This is a genomic window from Methylobacterium sp. GC_Met_3 (assembly GCF_026540775.1).
Classification (GTDB): domain Bacteria; phylum Pseudomonadota; class Alphaproteobacteria; order Rhizobiales; family Beijerinckiaceae; genus Methylobacterium.
On sequence record NZ_JALNUL010000005.1, the window covers coordinates 32,283 to 48,212 of the forward strand.

At 66.8% G+C, this 15,930-nt stretch carries 20 protein-coding genes; 4 read left to right on the forward strand and 16 right to left on the reverse strand.

Features of this window, described 5'->3' with window-relative positions; genetic code table 11:
• Positions 1–15 precede the first annotated feature (15 nt).
• The 15 genes from OXS27_RS08980 to OXS27_RS09050 all read right to left on the reverse strand — a co-directional run bounded on the left by OXS27_RS08980 (position 16) and on the right by OXS27_RS09050 (position 12,774).
• Positions 16–1,986: a hypothetical protein gene (locus tag OXS27_RS08980; protein WP_267355579.1), complete on the reverse strand. Its 1,971-nt coding sequence runs from the start codon at positions 1,984–1,986 to the stop codon at positions 16–18.
• 111 nt (positions 1,987–2,097) lie between these two features.
• On the reverse strand, positions 2,098–2,388 hold the full coding sequence (locus OXS27_RS08985) for a hypothetical protein (RefSeq protein WP_267355581.1): 291 nt from the start codon (positions 2,386–2,388) through the stop codon (positions 2,098–2,100).
• Positions 2,388–3,398 (reverse strand): hypothetical protein, encoded by a 1,011-nt coding sequence (locus OXS27_RS08990; protein WP_267355583.1) that lies wholly within the window; start codon positions 3,396–3,398, stop codon positions 2,388–2,390. Before OXS27_RS08990 ends, OXS27_RS08985 begins: the two co-directional genes overlap by 1 nt.
• Positions 3,398–3,715, reverse strand: coding sequence for a hypothetical protein (locus OXS27_RS08995; RefSeq protein WP_267355585.1), 318 nt, complete (start codon positions 3,713–3,715; stop codon positions 3,398–3,400). Before OXS27_RS08995 ends, OXS27_RS08990 begins: the two co-directional genes overlap by 1 nt.
• A gap of 7 nt (positions 3,716–3,722) precedes the next feature.
• Positions 3,723–4,355 carry a hypothetical protein gene (locus tag OXS27_RS09000; protein WP_267355587.1) on the reverse strand — a complete coding sequence of 211 codons (633 nt, stop codon included), beginning with the start codon at positions 4,353–4,355 and terminating at the stop codon, positions 3,723–3,725.
• 75 nt (positions 4,356–4,430) lie between these two features.
• Entirely contained in the window at positions 4,431–4,982 is a 552-nt protein-coding gene (locus tag OXS27_RS09005; RefSeq protein ID WP_267355589.1) for a DUF4376 domain-containing protein, read from the reverse strand.
• 5 nt (positions 4,983–4,987) lie between these two features.
• Positions 4,988–6,163 carry a glycine-rich domain-containing protein gene (locus tag OXS27_RS09010; protein ID WP_267355591.1) on the reverse strand — a complete coding sequence of 392 codons (1,176 nt, stop codon included), beginning with the start codon at positions 6,161–6,163 and terminating at the stop codon, positions 4,988–4,990.
• An 896-nt stretch (positions 6,164–7,059) separates the two neighbouring features.
• A complete protein-coding gene (locus OXS27_RS09015) occupies positions 7,060–7,770 on the reverse strand; it encodes a putative phage tail protein (RefSeq protein WP_267355593.1) in 711 nt (236 codons plus the stop codon).
• Positions 7,767–8,840 carry a baseplate J/gp47 family protein gene (locus OXS27_RS09020; RefSeq protein ID WP_267355595.1) on the reverse strand — a complete coding sequence of 358 codons (1,074 nt, stop codon included), beginning with the start codon at positions 8,838–8,840 and terminating at the stop codon, positions 7,767–7,769. The genes OXS27_RS09015 and OXS27_RS09020 overlap by 4 nt, the downstream gene beginning before the upstream one ends.
• A 74-nt stretch (positions 8,841–8,914) precedes the next feature.
• Positions 8,915–9,439, reverse strand: a complete 525-nt coding sequence (locus OXS27_RS09025; protein ID WP_267355597.1) for a phage GP46 family protein — start codon at positions 9,437–9,439, stop codon at positions 8,915–8,917.
• Positions 9,436–9,672: a hypothetical protein gene (locus OXS27_RS09030; protein WP_267355599.1), complete on the reverse strand. Its 237-nt coding sequence runs from the start codon at positions 9,670–9,672 to the stop codon at positions 9,436–9,438. The genes OXS27_RS09025 and OXS27_RS09030 overlap by 4 nt, the downstream gene beginning before the upstream one ends.
• Positions 9,673–9,690: 18 nt before the next feature.
• The gene (locus tag OXS27_RS09035) at positions 9,691–10,728 is read right to left on the reverse strand and encodes a phage baseplate assembly protein (RefSeq protein WP_267355601.1); all 1,038 of its coding nucleotides are present in this window, start codon (positions 10,726–10,728) and stop codon (positions 9,691–9,693) included.
• A 393-nt stretch (positions 10,729–11,121) separates the two neighbouring features.
• A complete protein-coding gene (locus OXS27_RS09040) occupies positions 11,122–11,631 on the reverse strand; it encodes a hypothetical protein (RefSeq protein WP_267355603.1) in 510 nt (169 codons plus the stop codon).
• Positions 11,628–12,383 carry a hypothetical protein gene (locus OXS27_RS09045; RefSeq protein ID WP_267355605.1) on the reverse strand — a complete coding sequence of 252 codons (756 nt, stop codon included), beginning with the start codon at positions 12,381–12,383 and terminating at the stop codon, positions 11,628–11,630. The genes OXS27_RS09040 and OXS27_RS09045 overlap by 4 nt, the downstream gene beginning before the upstream one ends.
• Before the next feature lies 1 nt (position 12,384).
• Positions 12,385–12,774: a hypothetical protein gene (locus OXS27_RS09050; protein WP_267355607.1), complete on the reverse strand. Its 390-nt coding sequence runs from the start codon at positions 12,772–12,774 to the stop codon at positions 12,385–12,387.
• A gap of 298 nt (positions 12,775–13,072) precedes the next feature.
• Here OXS27_RS09050 and OXS27_RS09055 point away from each other — a divergent pair, with 298 nt between their 5' ends.
• Genes OXS27_RS09055 through OXS27_RS09070 form a run of 4 tightly spaced genes read left to right on the forward strand, consistent with a single transcriptional unit; the run spans position 13,073 to position 14,821 of the window.
• Positions 13,073–13,606: an Arc family DNA-binding protein gene (locus OXS27_RS09055; RefSeq protein WP_267355609.1), complete on the forward strand. Its 534-nt coding sequence runs from the start codon at positions 13,073–13,075 to the stop codon at positions 13,604–13,606.
• Positions 13,606–13,917 carry a hypothetical protein gene (locus OXS27_RS09060; RefSeq protein ID WP_267355611.1) on the forward strand — a complete coding sequence of 104 codons (312 nt, stop codon included), beginning with the start codon at positions 13,606–13,608 and terminating at the stop codon, positions 13,915–13,917. Before OXS27_RS09055 ends, OXS27_RS09060 begins: the two co-directional genes overlap by 1 nt.
• Positions 13,892–14,398 carry a hypothetical protein gene (locus OXS27_RS09065; RefSeq protein ID WP_267355613.1) on the forward strand — a complete coding sequence of 169 codons (507 nt, stop codon included), beginning with the start codon at positions 13,892–13,894 and terminating at the stop codon, positions 14,396–14,398. The genes OXS27_RS09060 and OXS27_RS09065 overlap by 26 nt, the downstream gene beginning before the upstream one ends.
• A gap of 12 nt (positions 14,399–14,410) precedes the next feature.
• Entirely contained in the window at positions 14,411–14,821 is a 411-nt protein-coding gene (locus OXS27_RS09070; protein WP_267355615.1) for a hypothetical protein, read from the forward strand.
• 2 nt (positions 14,822–14,823) lie between these two features.
• On the opposite strand, the gene OXS27_RS09075 is transcribed toward OXS27_RS09070, so the two are convergent.
• Positions 14,824–15,927 (reverse strand): hypothetical protein, encoded by a 1,104-nt coding sequence (locus tag OXS27_RS09075; RefSeq protein ID WP_267355617.1) that lies wholly within the window; start codon positions 15,925–15,927, stop codon positions 14,824–14,826.
• Positions 15,928–15,930: the final 3 nt, after the last annotated feature.

Consider the following 15,930-nt stretch of genomic DNA (forward strand, 5'->3'; position numbering starts at 1 on the left):
GGCGCGGCGGGCACGTCAGTTGCGCGCGAAGATGACCGGCACGAGCGCCTCCACGCCCAGAGTGGGCAGATAGATGCGAAGGTATCCGTCGGTCTGGGTGGGGGCCGCTGCGGCTCCTCCAGGCGGCTGTGTCACCCCGGAGGCCGCGCGGAACGCAGTCGAGCCGTTCAGCGCGAACCTGCCGCCCGTCGGGCTCAGATCCATCCACAGATCCGTGCCGGAGGGGCCCTGCGCCTGCAGGGCGATCGCGCCCGCGCCGGGCGAGGTCACGAACCCAAGAGGAACCAGATTGCTGTTCCCGGACGTATTGCCGCCCATGATCGTGCCGGGATCGATCCGGCATGCCGGGTAATTCGGCGTGATGTTGGTCGCCGTGTAGACGCCATATCCGCCGTTATTCTGGATCGCACCGCCGATGACGTAGCCGATGGTGGCCGTTCCGATCTGGATGCCGTGGCTCTTGGCGCCCTTGCACATCCCGAAGAACGCGAAGAAGCCGTTCATCGCGGCCACGTTGATGTTGACGGAGTTGACCGAGCTGCACGCCCAACCGCCGGTCATCACCAGGACCTGAAGGCCCGGGTCGTTGATTTTTATGTTCTCTTGCGTGGCCGCATCGAAATACGTCCCGTGGATATAGATCTCACGGCTGGAATTGCTGGGGCAGAGGGCGTTGTCGACCAGCAGGTTGAGGTTGTTGCTCGCGACGTCGCCACCGATGATCGTCGTGCCGCCGAGGCCGCCGGCGATGTGAACGCCATTGGCGCCGCACAGTAGGATGCGGGGCGTATGGACGAACAGGTTCGCCTGCGGGCCGCCGCCGAGCGCCGATGGGCCGTAGGCGAGAAGCCCGTCGGCCTGAGCGCAGATTTCAGGGTCGCGCAACCAGACTTGGTCGCACTGATTGATGACGAGCCCGTTGTAGAGAAAGTTATTCACCTGGGCGCGGTCTTGGCCCGCGAAGATCACGTTGCGGATCGCCGAGCGCGTCAGTTTGGTCGCGCGCAGACCCGCCGGGCCGGCCGTCGCGGCGCCGCTCGTCGTCTGCTTGACGGCCGCGTCGATCAGGAAATCCTCGAACAGGATCTGGTTGGCTTCACCCGACCCGTTGGCGATCGCCATGACGTCGGCGGTGGCGCTTCCGCCGAGGAAGATCGTGTTGCGCCCGCATCCGCGCAGCGCCGCCTTGGTCAACGTCCAGTTCAAAGTATTGGAGGCGGCGAACACGCCCGAGGGCACGCGCAGCGTCTTCTGGAGGAATGACGTTCCCCCCAGCTCCGCCATCGCGTTGTTCCAGGCGGCCAAATTGTCCTTGTTGCCGTCGCCCTTGGCGCCGTAGCGCTTCACGAAGTCCGGGTCCTCGGGGACGCCCAGCGCCGTGCGGATGCTGAACTGGCTGGCCTGCGCCATCGTCGATAGGCCGTCGGCGTCGATCTGCGCGGCGAGCGCGGCACCGGCGACCGCGGAGGCGAGCGTCTGGGGGGAGCCGACGTTGCTCGGGATGACCGTCGCGGCGCTGGCGTCGGCCGCGAGGGCGATGCCGCGTCCGGCCGCGACCCAGCGGGAGGCGCCATCGACCCGCAACACCACGGCGAACCACGGCACGCTCAACACGACGCTCGCGGCGCCGTTGATCTTATCCGAACCGGCGGGGGCGAGGGTGACCGTCAAGCTCGTCGAGCACGCGCCGGCCTCGTCGGCGATGACGAGCGTGTGGCCCACCGGGTAGGCGGATGCCGCGGGCAGCGTCAGCACGCGCGCCTGGGTCAGCGCGGACACACCCACGTAGGTATCGGAGGCCGAGACCAGATAGGCGGCGTCCGAGACGGCGGTGCGCTTCGGGAAGAGCATCTGGCGCACGGTGGCCGCAGCGGTCCGCCAGAACAAGATCCCGTCGGCCTGCTGGACGGCAACCTCACCATCGGCGAGGGCGGCGGGCGCGTTGCCAGCCGTGCTGGATCGCTTGAGCTGGATCGCGTTGGGCATGGGATCTCGCGCAAGACGCCGCGGATGCGCGCCGACCGAGGACGGCCGAGCGCTCACGCAGCGGAGCTACCTATGGGGGGTGGAGGGGCCGTGAGGCCGCGCCGGGGCCGGCTAGAATGTTCCGCCGTCGACGCCCGCGGTGGTCGCGACCGTCACCGGACCGGCATCCGAACTCGATCCGTCGGTGTAGGACACGATGAGGTGGCTGCTGCCGTCGACCGTGACGCTGCTGACGCCGCGGCCGGTGGGCCCTGGGGAGCCGGCCTGCCCCGGCTGTCCGGCCTGGCCCTGAATGCCGGGCGCCCCTGGCGCGCCGCTCGGACCCGTAGCGCCGGCGATGAGGCCCGAGGCGTTGGCGAGCGCAGGGTCGCGGCGCAGGACGCTGATCGCGGTGATCGCCATCAGAAAGTCCCTCCGTCGATCAGGGAGGTCGGGGTGAGGTAATCCGTGCCCGGGACCGCGGGGGCGTAGGTCGAGCCGTTGCCCTTGAGCAGGCCCGACACCGCGGCCGTGAGGCCCGTGCCACCGTAACCCGGGGCGATGGCCGTGCCGTTCCAGCTTCCCGCGGTGACGGTGCCGAGGGTGGTGATCGAGGTCTGGCCCGCGTAGCTCGCCGAGATCCGCACGCCCGACGATGAGACGGCGATGCCCGTATCGGCCAACACCGAGATGACGCTGCCGGCCTTCGTCAGGCCGTTGCCGGGCGTCAGCACACCCGCCGATGAGAACTGCACGAAGGTGATCGCGGTCGAATTGATCGAACCGCTGAGCGCAGACGATGAGAGCCAACCCGAGTTGGCGTTGGCCGAGCCCAGCTCCACGAAGGTGAAGGCGCCCGGCACCTCCGACCAGACGTTGAAATCCCCGCGCCGGGTCAGCACCCAGGCCGAGCTGGACGAGCCGGCGTTGGTGACGGTGTAGATGCCGTTGTTGGCCTGATTGCCCTCATCCTTGACCAGCACGCTCTGACCGGCCGACGGCGAGCCTCCGTCGACGGTCAGCGCCCCGTTGGCGGACGCGGTGAGCACACCGTTCGAGGCGGTGTAGCTCGATAGCGCGGCGCCGGCGGTCGCGTATTGGACGCTCGCCTTGGGACTGAGACCCTGGATCGCGCCGTCGACGTAGTTCTTGGTCGCGAGGTGGGCCGGCTGGGTCGGATCGACCCCGGAGATCGGGGCCGTCGCGGCCGCGAACTGGTCGAGGCGAAACGCCGACACCTTCGCCTGGAACGCCGACCCGAACCCGGCGATGGCGGAGATGCTGGTCGCCTGTCCCGAGCCGTTGTCCCCGGCGCCGTAATACAGGTTCAGGTCGCCGGACGCCTCGTTGTAGGCCACTTCACCCGAGGCGAGGCTCGACGGCGACCCGGCGACGCCGGAGGTGCGGCGTTTGATCTTGATCGTGGCGGCCATCAGAAAAACCCTCCGTCGACCGAGGCGGCGATGTCACCGGGCGGCCCCTGCTGGCCCTGGGGGCCCTGGGGGCCGATCGGCCCCGGATCGCCCTTGGCTCCGGCCGGACCTTGAGCGCCGGGGGCGCCCGCCGCTCCGGGCGCGCCGTCGTGGCCCGGCGGCCCGGCGATCAGGCCGCCGGGCTGGATCCGCGCGGGCCGTTCGATCATCGGCACCGGGGCCGGCGCGGCGAGCGGCGCCGGAATGGCGGCGATCTGCTGAATGGGAACCTGCGTCGGCCTCAAAGCCGGACGCACGAGCGAGCGCATCTCGGTCATAGCGCCCTCAGAGAGCCGGGAGCGTGACGCCCTGGACGTGGTTGATCGGTCCGGTCACGCACCGCCGGTCGACGCCGTCGCCCGAGGCCAGGATATCGCAGACGAGCCCGCCGGGCGGCATCTTGAGCATCGAAGACTGGGGCACGGCGAGACCGAGGACGCCGGTGGTGCCCCCGTTGACCAGCATGCCATTGGCGGTCGAGGCGTCGAGGTCGATGGTGGCCCGGGACAAGCTCTCCTTGACCATCATACGGAAGCTCAAGCCGGTGATGTCGATCGGCGTCGGAAGGACGGAGGCGATGAGTTGGTCGCCGGCCACGAAGGCGGCGGCCCCGGCCAGAAGCGTGAAGCTCAGCCCCGAACGGGTGAAGGGGACGCCGAGCAGGCCGGACCCGAGCAGGTAGCCGTCCGGATCCGAGACCCGAAACGTCGTCGGGCCGGTCAGGGCGACGCTGTAATCGCCGATGTAGGCGCCGGGCTGGGTGGCGAGATCGCCGAGCGTGCCGTTGCCGGTGTTGCTCGGCGCCGCATAGCCGACCACCTCGCCCGCGGTGGCGAAGACGAGGCCATCGCGCCAGTCCTCGTTGGTCGCCGTCTCGAACGCGACCTGGAGGAGAGGCAGCTGTAGGATGGCGGTCATGCGGGGAACCTTCCGGCGGCGGATACGGCGGCGCCCGCTGACGGCGCCGCGCAATCGAGGGTCGGCGGCCGGGGATCAGTAAGCCGATTTCACCGCGGCGAAGATCGCATCGACCTGCGCCGTCGTGGCGACGGTCGGCGGACTCGCTGCGAGCGCGGCGTCCACCTGGTCCTCGGCGGCGAAGCAGGCCTGGGTGTGGTTGAACAACGCCGTGCCGATCGCCTTCAACTGGTCGAGGGTCAGCGTCACGAACCCTGAGGCCGACTTGAACGGAATGGAGGCCACGCCGGAGACCACCATGCCGTTGTAGGCATTGTTGACCCGGTTCTGGCTGTCGATGTCGGACGCGATCGCGACGCCGTTCACCGTGATGCCGCCCGCCTCAGTCGCGTCTCGCTTCGCCTTGGCGTAGGCGGTGAGGTCGACGGCGGGCACGGCTGGAGCGGCGAAGGTCTTGCCGCTGTCCGCAGTGGTCCAGCCGACCGTCGGCTGCGGGGACAGCGCGGTCACGTCGGTGAGATCGGCCGCGAAGCTCGGGAGGAAGATGTCTTTGCCCGGGGCGAGACCGTCGGGCAGTTCGATGATCTCGCGGACGGTGCCGCCGGGATGATGTGCCCAGATCTTCATCGTGCTCACCATTTGAACGAGACTTGGCCGGCCTTGCCGTTGCCGCCCTGACCGCCGGTCGAATTGCTGCCGGTCGCGTAGATGCCGCCACCACCCGAGCCCGGCGCTTGACCGTCGGACACGCTCGCCGCGTAGCCGGTCGCGGTTCGTCCGCCGCCGCCCAGGCTCGACGAGCCGCCGAGGCCGCCGGGGGAGTTCGCCGTGTAGAGGTTGCCGTCGTTGCCGGCGCCGCCCACGAGCTGCTCCTGGCCTCCGGACCCGACGCCACCCGGGCCGCCGGCACAGCCGGCCGGCGAGCCGGCACCCCCGCCGCCGGTCGCCTGCATCAGGGTCGAGATCGAGGATGTGCCGCCGTTCCCACCCTGTCCTTGGTAGGCCGCGCCTGCGCCAGGGGCGCCGACCACGTAGGGGATGGCCTGCCCGGGGGTGACGGCAAACCACCCGCGCGCCGTACCGCCGGCTCCGCCACCGGCGCCAGCGGTCACGGCGTTGGTGTTGCCGCCCGTCGCTCCGCCGCCGCCGCCGACGGCCTCCCCGAACAACCAATAGACGTCGTAGTCGTCGCCCGCCGCCACGGACGGCACGATGAAGGTGTAGGAGCCCGCGACCTTGTTGGCGAACTCGCCCTTGCCGACCGGGGTCTGGGTGATCGCGGTCGTGCTGGTCGCGGACAGCTCGGAGGCCGCCGGGCCGACGAGACGGAAGGCGGAGCCGTCGTAGCGAAAGTCGAAGGGGGCGTTGAGCGGCAGATCACCGCCCTGCATCGCCGTCCCGTCGCGGCGTAGGAGCGAGAGGACGCCGATCGCCGGGTTGAACCCGGTCAGAGCAACGGTGACGCCGCCTGTGTTGGCTGAGGTGACGACACCAGCGAACCGCATGCCCTGCAGGAGCCCGGGCAGGACGACGGAGTTCGGGATCGTTGCCGCCAGAGCGTTGGCCGAGCCGGTGAACGTCCCCAGGAAGACCCCGCGACTGATCGCCTGGACCACTTGCGTCAGGTCTGCGCCGTTGCGCGTCAGCCCCGCAGCGTCGACCGCCGCGAGGATCTCGGCCTCGACATCCGTGACGATGGCGTGCCCTGGGTAGGAGCCTTGCGCGCCTGTCGAAGGCACGCCGTCGGTCCAGGGCAGCTGCCCGGCATCCTCGGCGCCGTTGCTGTTGAGCGGGTAGTGCTTGCGCACGGCGAGGCCTCCGGTGAGCCGGGTGAGGGCCGCGCGTGCGGCCGGGTCAGAGCAGGATGGGTCGCGTCAGGACGCGATCAGGCGCAGGAGCGGGTAGCCACTGAATTGAGGCCTAGGAAGATATCGACGGCTGATCTAAGCTTAGACGTGCATTCGGCTCATGAACAAAGCCTACACATGAAGCTTTGCCTAAAATGCAGAGAGCATAGGCCGCTCGCTGATTTTGGAATTCAGGCCTCGACACCCGATGGCCTCAACCGTTGGTGCAAGGCCTGCAATCGCGCTTCGTCAGCCGCATGGCGAGCGCGCGATCCTGAAGCCATACGAGCCAAACGCGAGCTTCAACGGAAAAGCCCGGCGTCTCAAAACGCAACAAAGGCTTGGCGTGCCGAGAACGTCGAGAGGACCAAAGTATACTGCCGCCGCTGGAGAGCGAGATATCCAGCTAAAATGAAGGCTGCCAATCAAAATTGGATCAAAAACAATCCCGAGTATCTACGGCAGTGGGCTCGTAGGAACCGCGAAGATAATCCTCACCTTCGATTGATCGCTTCTGTGCGAACTCGACTATGGAACGCTCTGAACGGCAGCAAGCAGCGTAAACCGACGTTCGAAATTCTGGGGTACTGTCGCGAAATTTTCATCGCGCATATCGAGAACACGTTTAAGGACGGCATGTCGTGGGATAACTATGGAAAAGGCGATCCATGCTGGCACGTTGATCATGTTCGGCCCATCTCCTCATTCAGCCCGGATAAATTTGCGACCGCCGAGCTGTTGTTGATTGCCTGCTTTGCGCTCAACAATCTTGAGGCTAAGTGGAAATCCGACAACTTACGGAAGGCCAACAAATGGAACGGCCATAGATGGAGGCACGGCCGCGCCATATCGCCAATTTACGATGATGAGATTTTAAGTAACGGGTCCCTGCCGAACTCCGAGCCTCCAAAGCTAAAGCGCTTGTAGATTTGGGACACTTGAGGGGCGCCATAATTAAAAAATAACAACGTGTGCGCGGGCTTGATGCGCCCGAAAATGCACTCGATGTCCTCGGCGCGCCGGGTGTCGAGGAGGGGGTCGCGCCCGAACGAGGAGGCTCCGAACTGGAACCGTGTCAGGCGGCGGTTGCCGACGCGGACCGTCCAGCAGTACCGGAAGCCCGGTGGGTTGAACCGACCATGCGAGCCCCCGAACGACGAGAGCCCGAACTGGAACGGCACGTACTCGGTGATCGTGATCGCATAGCCGAGCGCAGCCGCGACCCCGATGAAGAAGGCCCGGCTCTGGCCGCCTTGCATGGCGATCTTCTGCGCGAGCGCCTGACGGCGCTCGGGCAGGGTCTGCACCACGGGCACGCACGGGTCGGGCAGGCCGTAGGCCCGCTCCCACTCACCGAGCAACTCCAGGGTGAAGCGCGGATCGGTCTCGATCTCTAGGAGGTCGGCCGCACGCGGGTCGACCACCGCGCCCCAAATCTCGGCCTGCCCGCGGATCAACTGCATCAGCGTCGAGGCGGGATCGCGTGACCACGCCGCCCCGGTGGGCAGGAGGTTGGCGAAGGCCTGCGCGTAGTCGCCACCATCGCGGCGTATGAAGGCATCGCTCATGAGAAGGCCAGACCACCGCCGTACTGAGGCAGCAGCGACGCGATCGAGCCGGCGTTCGCCATGACGAAGTCCCCCGTCGTCAGATCGAAGGTCGCGTTCGGCAGTGCCTCACTGATCGCCTCCGAGATCCAACAGGCGAATATCGTCTGGCCGGGCGCGGCTTTATCGAGCAGCAGCGCCTGCAGCGCGGTCTCAATCGCCAAGCGGTTCGACGGCGTGTCGCTCGACAGGTTCAGGATCCGCGGCGCAATCCCCTGCGGGATCGCGGCGAGCACGAACAGGTCGGCGACCGTGACCGGTCGGACCGTGTCGAGGTAGGCCTTGGCCAGCGCGCAGTCGTCCAGCGTCGGCAAGCCGTCGTTCGCCGCGCGGAGCTGATCGCAGGCGAAGCGCACGGTGACCGTGCCGATGCCCATCTCCATGGGCGCGACCCAGACGCGGGAGACGCCCGGCAGGGACAGGGTCCACTGCTCGTAGTCCGTGGCGCACCCGCCCATCGGCGGGTTGCGGATCCGCAGGAGGATCCGGGCGCGCAGGTCGTCGTCGTCCTCGGTGTCGGCGCCGCCGTCGATCAGGACGACGGCGGCCTGCGCGTTGACGTTCGAGGCCGCGACCGTGATCGACAGGAGCGCGCCTGCGTCCCGGTTGCCGATCGCGCCGGCGGTCAGGCAGGTGACCGCCACGGACGTCGCAGTGGCGGACAGGTAGACGTCGGCCGCCGTCTGGTACTCGATACCATCCGAGGTCGCGAGCGGCGAGCCGGCCGGCAAGAGCGTGCCCGCCGTGCCGGTCACGGTGATCGTGCCGGAGGCGAAGGTCGCGGCCTTGCGCCCGCCGAACAGGATGTTCGCCCAGCGGTCGAGCCAGCCCTTCTCCGCGAGGTCCGGCAGGAAGTTCCGGGCGAGCCAGGCGAGGTACTTCAGGTTCAGGAACGCGCCGCCGGCGTTCTGATCCGAGAGCACGCGCAGCGCGCTGTTCGGGACGCTCGCGTCGGCGCCCTCCAGGAAGGCCGCCAGGTTATCGCGATTGCTCCGCCGGACGGTCGGCAGGTCCGGCAGGGTGAACGGCATGGGGCAGCCTCAGGCGCGCCGCGTGGGCGGCTTCCAGCGGGACGGCTCGGGCGGTGGCGGTGGTGGTCCGGCGATCAGCCGGTCGGCGCGGAGACGACGATCCCGCGCCAGAGGTCGGCGAACTCCAGGGCAAGCAGCAGCTCGTCGCCCCGGTACATCACGATGGAGGCCGCGATCCGCTCGATGCCGGCGCGCACCACGGTGACGTCGAGGCGGGTCGCGATCTTCCGGTCGAGGAAGGGCTGCAGCGCCTCGCGGATGTCGTCCTCGATCTGCACCGTGGTCGAGCCTTTGCGGGCGGCCGTGCCGGTGATCGTGGTCCGGGACCGGAGCCACAGCTTCGAGCCGATGGGCCAGCCGTCCCAGATCTCCTCGGCGTCGAGATCGCCCCACCAGCCGCGGCGGTCGGTGTCTCTGCTGTCCGGCAGTTCGTCGTCCGGGCCGGCGAGCGCGTCCGTCATCAGCGCGATGGTCACCGCGGTGGCGAGCTCGTCCGAGGTGTCGAGCTGGCCGGCTGGGGTGAGGAGCAGGTCGAGGTCTACGGCCTGGAAGGGCTGGCCTGGGGCGGCGCCCTTCGGCGCAATCCGGATGTCGGTCATGCGAAGGTCGGGTTGGCTTCGACCACGTCGGCGAGCCAGCGCAGCAGCTCGGGTGACGGGGCGACCTGCGCGGACACGCAGCCGTGGAAGGAGCGCGTCTTGCCGACGACGATCAGCCGCTCCGGCGGCGGGGGCGCCTTGTCGGCGTCGAGGCCGATGGAGGCCGAGCGCACGAGTTTGGTGAGCGGTTCGAGGTCACCCTCGAACGCGAGATGCAGGACCCTGGTGGCCATAGCTACCTCGTAAATGGATCAGCCCGGGCCGCCGAAGCGCATCGACTTCGTCTGGCCCTGCACCAGCCGCTTCTGCGGCTCCAGAAAATTCAGTGCCGGCCCGGCCTGGTCGGCGAGTTGCTGGAGCGTCGACCGCAGGTTTGCGATCTGGCCGATCACCGGGTTTGCGCCGGTCAGCTGCTGGATCTGATCCGTCAGCTCGGCGGCCTTCGCAGCGATCGCCGCCTCCGGACCGCCGCTGGCATTCAGCGCGGCCAGCTCGTCGGTCAGATCATCGACCGCTGCGATGACCGGGTTGTTGGCGATCAGGCCGGCGATCTGTTGCTCCAGTCCCGCGATCAGGCCCTCGACCTTGCCGGACAGGAGGCTCGCGAGCCCGGCGAGGTTCGGGTTGAGGAACCGCTGCAGCGCCTGCTGAACTTGCTCCTGCAGGTAGGCTTTCGCCTTCGCCTCGATCGCCCCCTCCATGGCCTTCAGGCCGGAGGGATCCTGATTGAGGATCGGGGCCAACGCGGCGAGACCGGGGATCTGCGCCTGCGCGATCTCCCGCAGCTTCGAGGTCACGTCGAACAGGCCGTGGAGGTTCTTCTCGGCCTGTGCGACGCGAGCCGCCAAGCCTTTCAGTTGTTCGTTGAGTTCAAAAGATTGGGTCGCAGGCTTATCGCCCGCCGTGATCGTCGTTTTCTTGCCCGTAACGTTCACGCCCGCTCGGGTCAGGTGGACGTGTTGCCTTTGATCATCGTGGTGCGAGCTTTCGCCCGGTTTGAGGTTCTTCGGCCGATTGCGGCGGTCCGCAATGCCTATGACGACCGGGTGGGATCGCGAGCCATCCAGGAAGGCTACCAGGACCTCGGCCGCGCCCTTCGCGTCCGGCGGCAGGGGCACATGCGTGAAGCCGTAGTTGAGCCAGTTTTCGACGCCTGTGAACGGCTCGCCGTAGAAGGTCCGGACCTCGGTCTCCTGGAGCTTTTTCGAGTCGTCGGCCTTTGTCAGGGTGCCGCGCGAGATCGCGAGCATCGCACCCCGCGCGGCGGCGGCCAGACCACTTCCGATCATCGGATCCCCTCAAAAGCGAAGGGCGCCCCGATGGGAGCGCCCTTCTTTGGTGCCGTGCGGTACCAGACCCCGCCTTGCCAGGACCGGCCTCGCCTTGTCGGGCCTCACCAAGCCTTGCCTGCCTCACCGGGACAGGCCGTGACTAGCCGTGCCATGACGCGCCGAGCCGGACCAAGCCGTGCCTGCCTTGACAGGCCACGCCTCGCCTCGTCCCGCCGTACCGGGCCTCGCCTGCCTGGACGCGCCAGACCTTGCGATGCCGTTCCACACCGGGCCATGCCTGCCTTGCGTCGCCAGACCATGCCTCACCCGGCCTTGCCGCGCCTTGCCTGCCTCTCCACGCCATGATCCTTGCCAGCCGAACGGGAGACATTCGGCTCCGCACTACGCAACTCAGGCCGCTTCGTCCGTGGCGTTGGACGGAGCTTCCAGCTTCAAGATGATATCCTCAACGGTGTCTGTCGAGCAGCCTGCCTGAACGGCGGCGGACTGGTACCGGCTCCACCAAGAACGCAGAGCGGTGGCGGCCTGCCGGCGATGCTCGGCGAGGTGGGCCGGGTCGTCCGGGTCAGTCAGGACGTAGCCGCCGCCGGTCTGACGCCCGTCCATCGGCGAGAGCACCAGCGGCAGAGCGGTCTCCCGCACCTGGACGCTGCGCCGGCCGTTGTTGACGACCACCACGCTGAAGGTGACCCTCAGGTCGCGGGCGAAGTCCCTGGCCTGCTCGATCTGATAGAGCAGCGCCGCGCGGTTGCTGTTCCACTCGAACCACCCGTAGGCCGGGTGCTTGGGGCCGACTTTGCGGACCTCCTCGACGAAGGCCGCCGCGTTGTACGACCCGCCGTGGCGCCGGGCGAACTCCTCGACGATGCGCTGCCGGATCGCCTTGGTGAAGCCACTCATGCCGCCCTCCGCCGCGTCTCCGCCTGCCAGAAGGCCATCAGGTCGGCAGTGTCCGTGTCGGCATACTCCGGATCGGCGAGCGCCGCCGCCTGTGCTACGCGCCCGTGGTTGGCGACGAGGTCGTCCCATTCGGGATCGTCGTCGCCTTCGCCGAGCACCCGGAAGGAACCGAAGCCACCCTTGCCCTTCTCTTGTCGAAAATCACCAACCCCAACGAGGACGCCGGCGTTGCACAGCAGCGAAACTACTGATGTAGCCGAAAGTTGGGGTACGATGTACTGTACCGTGATCTCAGCACCCCATCGCGGTAAGAAGCACCGTGTCCTGATATCTGGCGTCTTATTAACATCCGCCGATCTGACAACGTCCATGCGCAGCTGCGGCGTACCGTAGAGCGGCACGAGGTCGCCCGGCATGAACAGTAGCCGCTGCGCCGAGGTCTTAGTCAGACCGGGCGTCTCCAAGGCGGCGGTAGCCATTGCGGCCTTCACCGCCACGACCCGAAGGCCAAGTGCGGTCGGGCCGCCGCTGAGGATCTCCGCGCTGTCCCGGTACTCGACGAGCGGGTCATGCTTGATCTCGGCCCTCTCGCTCTTCGATTTCTTCCGGCCGCCGGTGAGCAGGATCTGCTTCACCTTGCTGGCCATGCGGTTCTGAAACAGCGGGGTCTGCCCAATGATCCGGAGCCTAGTCTCACCCCGCCGGAGCGGGGTGATGGTGATCTCGGCGGTCTCTTTCTTCGGCGCGGCCATGTCACTGCCTCCAGTCGCAGCCGACCGCGCTCAGCACGATCGCGGCTCGGGACGAGGGCTGCGGCATGAGGCGCCGGTCGTCAGTGTAGTGCCACCGATGTCCTGCGTTGTCCGCCGGGACGATATCGCTGATCCGATCGGTCGCCGGATTGTACCAAGCGCAAACCGGGCCGGGCGGCTGCTCGCCGGCTCGCGTCCGCCGGTACCGCTCCCACTTCAAGAACTGCCGCTCGGAGAAGAGCCACGCGTCGTAGCTGTCGAGCAGCTCCCGCGTAACAGGCTCAGCCGCCGCGGTCGGCATGCCGATGAGGGAAATACCGCCGCCCACAAGCGGAAGCGTGGTGAGGGCGCGCAGGATCGCGCGCCTCGTGGTAGGGTCTCCACAAGCCATTCTCGATCTCCACAGGATCTTGGGGTGGTCAGGCCCTCGTGAGCGTTCCCGCGCTCTCGGGGGCCGTTTTCATTTTGCGCTCCATCCGCTCACGGACCGCGCGGATGAACTCGGCGTTTTGCGAGGTACAATTGCGCCTCGCCTGATCAGCCAAAAACATCCTGACGTCATCGGGCATCCGGAACGTAGCCCGGTGCTCTCGTTCCATGCTATTGCTCCGCAGTCACCGTGACTGCCAATTGAAGGTGTCACGGTGCCATATGGCTGTCAAGCGATTAAGTCACGGTGACATGCGTCCATGGCGAGTGAGGCGACGGGACGGGACTCCGACAAGTTCATGCTGCGCCTGCCTAACGGCATGCGGGACCGGATCGCTGACGCCGCGCGAGCTAACAACCGCTCCATGAACGCGGAGATCGTGTCGCGGCTCGAAGCCTCCCTCTCGGATGGCACCGAACAGGGACGCTCCCTCCTCAAGCAGCACGACCTGCTCGTCGAAATCCAAGATCGTTACGCCGAGCTAGAACTTGCTTACCAGCGGCAGACGCAACAGCTCGATCGGCGGCGGTTCCAGCAAGACGAGGACTTGGCCGAACGCACACGCGAGGCTGCGGCTGCCGCGATGCAGGTCGCATTGTTTGCCGTGACATCGGCGGCACGGGCCGCGGAACTAAAGGACGGAGGCGCTTTAGGTGAGGCACTGATGCCCACGTTGCTGGATTTGGAGAGCGCGATCAGCTCCGAGGATCCATACGCCGCTCTTCAAATGCTGCGGGGGCGTGCCGTCCATCCTCCGATATCGAGAGCTAGCAAAACCGCAGGAGCGCGCTGATGGAACGCCCGTTCAGCGAGTCGGCGAAGGTCGTCAAAGGCATCGTCTGGAAAGTCGTCGGCCCCGACATGCCCGTTGGAACTTGGTTTCAGCGGACGCAGGGCTCCGAAGGTGAGGATGCAATCCGCATCGTCGTCGTCTTCCCCAAGTCGCGCGCCGCAGAGGTCACGGGCAAGCAGCTCATTGCGATCAGCGGGGACATCCGGGACGCACTCCCGGGCATCGGAGAGGACAGGACGCCAATCGTCAGCTTCGCCCATATTGAAGACGAGCCGGAGCTGGAGCGTGCTCGATTTAGCGCACCTGCTTGAGCAGGCGGACCGCCTCGCCATCCCACTCCCGGGCGAAGCGCAGGCACGGCCGACAGATCTGCGCCGAGCAGTCTCCACGCTCTACTACGCCGTGTTCCATGCCGGCCTCACAGCTGCTGCGGATCAGTTCGCAGGCGTGCCTAACCGCGGCTCGCCTCTCTACAACCTCGTCTACCGGTCGATCGACCATAAGCGGCTGGCGGGCTGGAGCCGAACTGTAAGCTCGGCAAACCTCCCGTCGAACCTGAGGCCGTACGAACCTGCCGGCGGCTGGGATCAGCACATCCGCGATTTTGGCCGGGGCTTAGTCACCTTATACGAGCAACGAACTCTAGCCGATTACGATCCTGCCGCCCTGATCCTTCCGACAGAAGTTGCCAACCACAGCAACACGGCTCGGCAGGCTATCGCAGACTTGGCCGCGTCGAGTGCCGACTGCAAACAAGCGTTCTTTACGCTCCTGCTCTTCCCGCCCCGTTGAGGAGCCACACCTGTGCGCACCCTTCTCCGAACCGCGATCGTTGGGCTTGTTGGGTTGGCATCCACCGCAGGCCTTAGTCAAACCTCACTGTCACAAGCGCTGAGGGTCGGAAGCGACCTCAGATGGGTCAATGCAAATTGTTATGGAGCAAAGATTGATTTCGGCGCCACCGATCGAATGATGCAAGGGGTCGGCTTGTCTGATCCATTCGATCCAGACGGACCTTTCCAGTCATACCTTGTGCAGCATGACAAATTCCTGGACGAAGGGGCGAAAGCCGCGGGCATGCAGTTGATGTGTCAGTCGTTTCTGGATCGCTATCGCTCGACAGGCTTCGTGGCGCCGCGCCCGAAATTCGAGATGGATAGAATGAACCGCATCCGAGCGTCTGAAGGTTTGCCGCCGTTCATGCCGCTTCAGTGAGCTTACGCAGAGCCGATTATCCCCGCCTTGGAAGCACCCTGATCGAATGGGTTCTGCGCTTGTCCATCAGCATACCGCTGCTGGAACGCGACCTCACTCACCAGCTCGACCGTTGTTAGGCTTTGCCCCTCCGGTGATTGAGAGCACGTGACCGTGAAGACTCGCAAATCCTGCTTGTCGACGCGCCCGAACGCCATTGGCGAGTAGACGGTCACGCGATCGGCCAACTCCCAGAGACCATTCGTGCCAGGCTTTAGCCAGCCATGGTGGACCACCGTCACCCGCAGCGTCGCGAGCAGGATTTCGCTCGCATAGGCGTCGGTCGCGATCTTGTTCTCTTCCGGAGACAGGGGCCTGTCCGCGACGATCGTGGCTGTCAGACCGGTTGCCCCGGGATTGAGCGACGTCTTGGCCGCCACCTCCGCAGCCGGCTTCCCGAACATGCCGTCCGATCCCGGGGTTTGCGCCCGGCCGATCACCTGCTCCGCCCATGGAAATTCGATGTAGGCCGAGCAACTGATGATGTTCCGCCCCTCGACCAACACCGCGCCATCGCCGCCGTCCGGCACGCCGCCGATCAGGTCGCCGTTGGCCGCGCAGGTCAGTCGGATCCCACGCGCTCGGGCGAGGCCGATCAGGAACTGCCAGTCCGTCTCGCCCGGGTTCGGAGCAACGCGCGGAAACGGCAGGTCGGCGCCCGGCGGCGCGTTCTTCATGATGAAGCGGACGCCGTACTTCGCGGCGATCTTGTTGGCGATCGCCGAGAATGGATAGCCCGTCAGCTGTCCGAGATCCGCGCTTGCCTGCTGGATGTGCCCGGCCTTGGCGAGCCCCTGGATGGATACGGCGTGCCGGTTCGCGTCGAACCCGGCCTGCCGGATCTTGATGAACCCGTCCTGGATTACCGTGAAGCCGGCGAGCGTCACGTCGACCCGATCACCCGGCACCAGCTTCATCACGCCGGCCGCGGACGGCTCGGCGCAAGTCATAGTGAAGTGCCGGATAGGGTTCGTGTCGGCGTACGTGTAGGTGATGCCGACCGTCAGCCAGTTGGTGTACGCCTTACCGGCCGCGCGGACCTCGCAGATCAGGTTCGGATCGGGCATCGC